Source organism: Kitasatospora sp. NPDC034035, assembly GCF_055575755.1.
The window spans coordinates 1-2,321 of record NZ_JBVISA010000103.1 but is presented as its reverse complement, the minus strand read 5'-3'; the positions used below and the strand labels follow the sequence as shown (position 1 = coordinate 2,321).

At 74.3% G+C, this 2,321-nt stretch carries 1 protein-coding gene; it reads left to right on the top strand.

All coding sequences use genetic code 11. The features are described 5' to 3' along the window. On the top strand, nt 1-2,321 hold a 2,321-nt coding region (locus ACZ52J_RS42785), incomplete at both ends, for an amino acid adenylation domain-containing protein (RefSeq protein ID WP_465626839.1).

Below are 2,321 nucleotides of genomic sequence, written 5' to 3'. Positions count from 1 at the left end.
GGTCCGGCACGCCGAGAGCGTCGTCGCCGCCGACGGCTCCACCACCCTGGCCGGGCTCGACCCGCTCGGCGCCGACCAGCGCCACCAGGTCCTCGGCCAGTGGAACGACACCGCCCGCGACCTGACCAGGCTGAACCTGTCCGAGATCTTCCGCAGCCAGACCGAGCGGACCCCGGACCTGCCCGCCGTCGTCTGCGCCGACGACACCCTGACCTACGCCGAACTCCAGGCCCGGTCCGCCAGGTTGGCGCACCTGCTGATCGCCGAGGGCGTCCGCCCGGGCGAACGCGTCGGGGTTGCCCTGCCGCGCGGCATCGCCTGGCTGACTGCGATGCAGGCCGTGGTGCACGCCGGCGCCGTCTACGTACCGCTCGACCCGACCTACCCGGCCGACCGGCTCGACCACATGGTCGGCGACTCCGGCATCCGGCTGGTGATAACCGACGAGGCCGCCGGCGCCACCGTCGCGACCACGGGCGTGCGCACCCTGGACCCGGCCCTGGTCGAGCACACGCAGCTGCCGGACGGCCTGCCCGAGGTGGCGATCGAGCTGCTCCAGCCCGCGTACGTCATCTACACCTCGGGCTCCACCGGCCGCCCCAAGGGCGTCGAGGTCCCGCACCACGGCCTGAGCGGGCTGCTCACGGTGCCCGCCGAACTCCTCGGCGTGCAGCCGGGGGACCGGGTGCTGCAACTGGCCTCGACCAGCTTCGACGTGGCGCTGCTGGAGACCCTGATGGCCCTGGGCCGGGGCGCCGCCCTGGTCCTGCCGGCGCCCGGCCCGCTCGCGGGCGAGGCGCTGGCGCAGGTCCTGGTCGAGCAGCGGGTGAACCACGCGATCATCCTGCCCGCCGCGCTCGCCACCCTGCCGGACGTCGAACTGCCCGAGCTGCGCAGCCTGATCGCCGGCGCGGAGCCCGTCCCGGCGGGCCTGGTCGCCCGCTTCGGCCGGGGGCGGACCATGGTCAACGGCTACGGGCCCACCGAGACCACCGTCGCGGCCTCCTTCAGTGCCGCCCTGGACCCGGACGCCGACACCGACCCCTCGATCGGGCGCCCCTTCGCCAACGTCCGGGTGTATGTGCTGGACGGCTGGCTGCGGCCGGTGCCGCCGGGTGTGGTGGGTGAGTTGTACGTGGCCGGTGACGGTGTCACGCAGGGCTACGTGGGTCGGCCGGGGCTGACGGCGGAGCGGTTCGTCGCGGACCCGTTCGGTGTGGGCGGCCGGCTCTACCGCACGGGTGACGCGGTGCGTTGGACGGCCGGGGGCGAGCTGGAGTTCGTCGGCCGGGTCGACGACCAGGTGAAGGTGCGCGGGCACCGGGTGGAGCTCGGTGAGGTGGAGTCGGTGCTGGCGTCGGCTCCGGGTGTGTCTCAGGCCGTGGTCGTGGCGCCGGTCGGTCCGTCCGGCGGGCGTCGGCTGGTCGCCTACGTGGTTGCGGACGGCACCGGGGGGCTGCGGGAGTTCATGGCCGCGGCGCTGCCGGACTACCTGGTGCCGTCGGTGTTCGTGTCGCTGGAGGCGCTGCCGTTGACGCCGAACGGGAAGGTGGACCGGCGGGCTCTGCCGGAGCCCGAAGTGGTGGGTTCCGGTGAGGAGTTCACCGCGCCGGTGGGCGCGGTGGAGGAGGTGTTGGCCGGCGTCTGGTCGCAGGTGCTGTGTGTCGAGCGGGTCGGGGTCGAGGACAACTTCTTCGACCTGGGCGGCGACTCGATCCTCAGCATCCAGGTCGTCGCCCGCGCCAGGGCCGCCGGCCTGGCGGTCAGCACCCGGGAACTCTTCGACCACCCGACAGTGCGCGGCCTGGCGGCCGTGGCCGAGCGGGCACCCGAGCCCGACGCGGACCACACGCCCGCCCGGACGATCACCGGCCCGGTCGGGCTGACCCCCATCCAGGCCTGGTTCTTCGAGCACCACCCGGCGGCCCCCCACCACTTCGACATGTCGATGACCGCCACCCTCAAGGACGGGGTGGACCGCACGGCCCTCGCCACGGCGCTGAACGCCCTGGTCGCGCACCACGACGGCCTGCGGCTGCGCTTCCACCGCACGGAGGCCGGCTGGACCCAGCAGGCGGCCGAGCCCGGCGAGGCCGTCCCGGTGCACCACGAGGACCTCACGGCCCTGCCCGAGGACGAGCGGCAGGCCGCGTTCGACCACCTGGTCGCCCGGGCGCAGAGCAGCCTGGACCTCACGGACGGCCCGCTGCTTCGCTGCCTCACCGCCGATCTCGGTGCGGGTGGGGTGCGGTTGGTGGTGGTGGCGCACCACCTGGTGGTGGACGGGGTGTCGTGGCGGGTGCTGCTGGAGGATCTGGCGG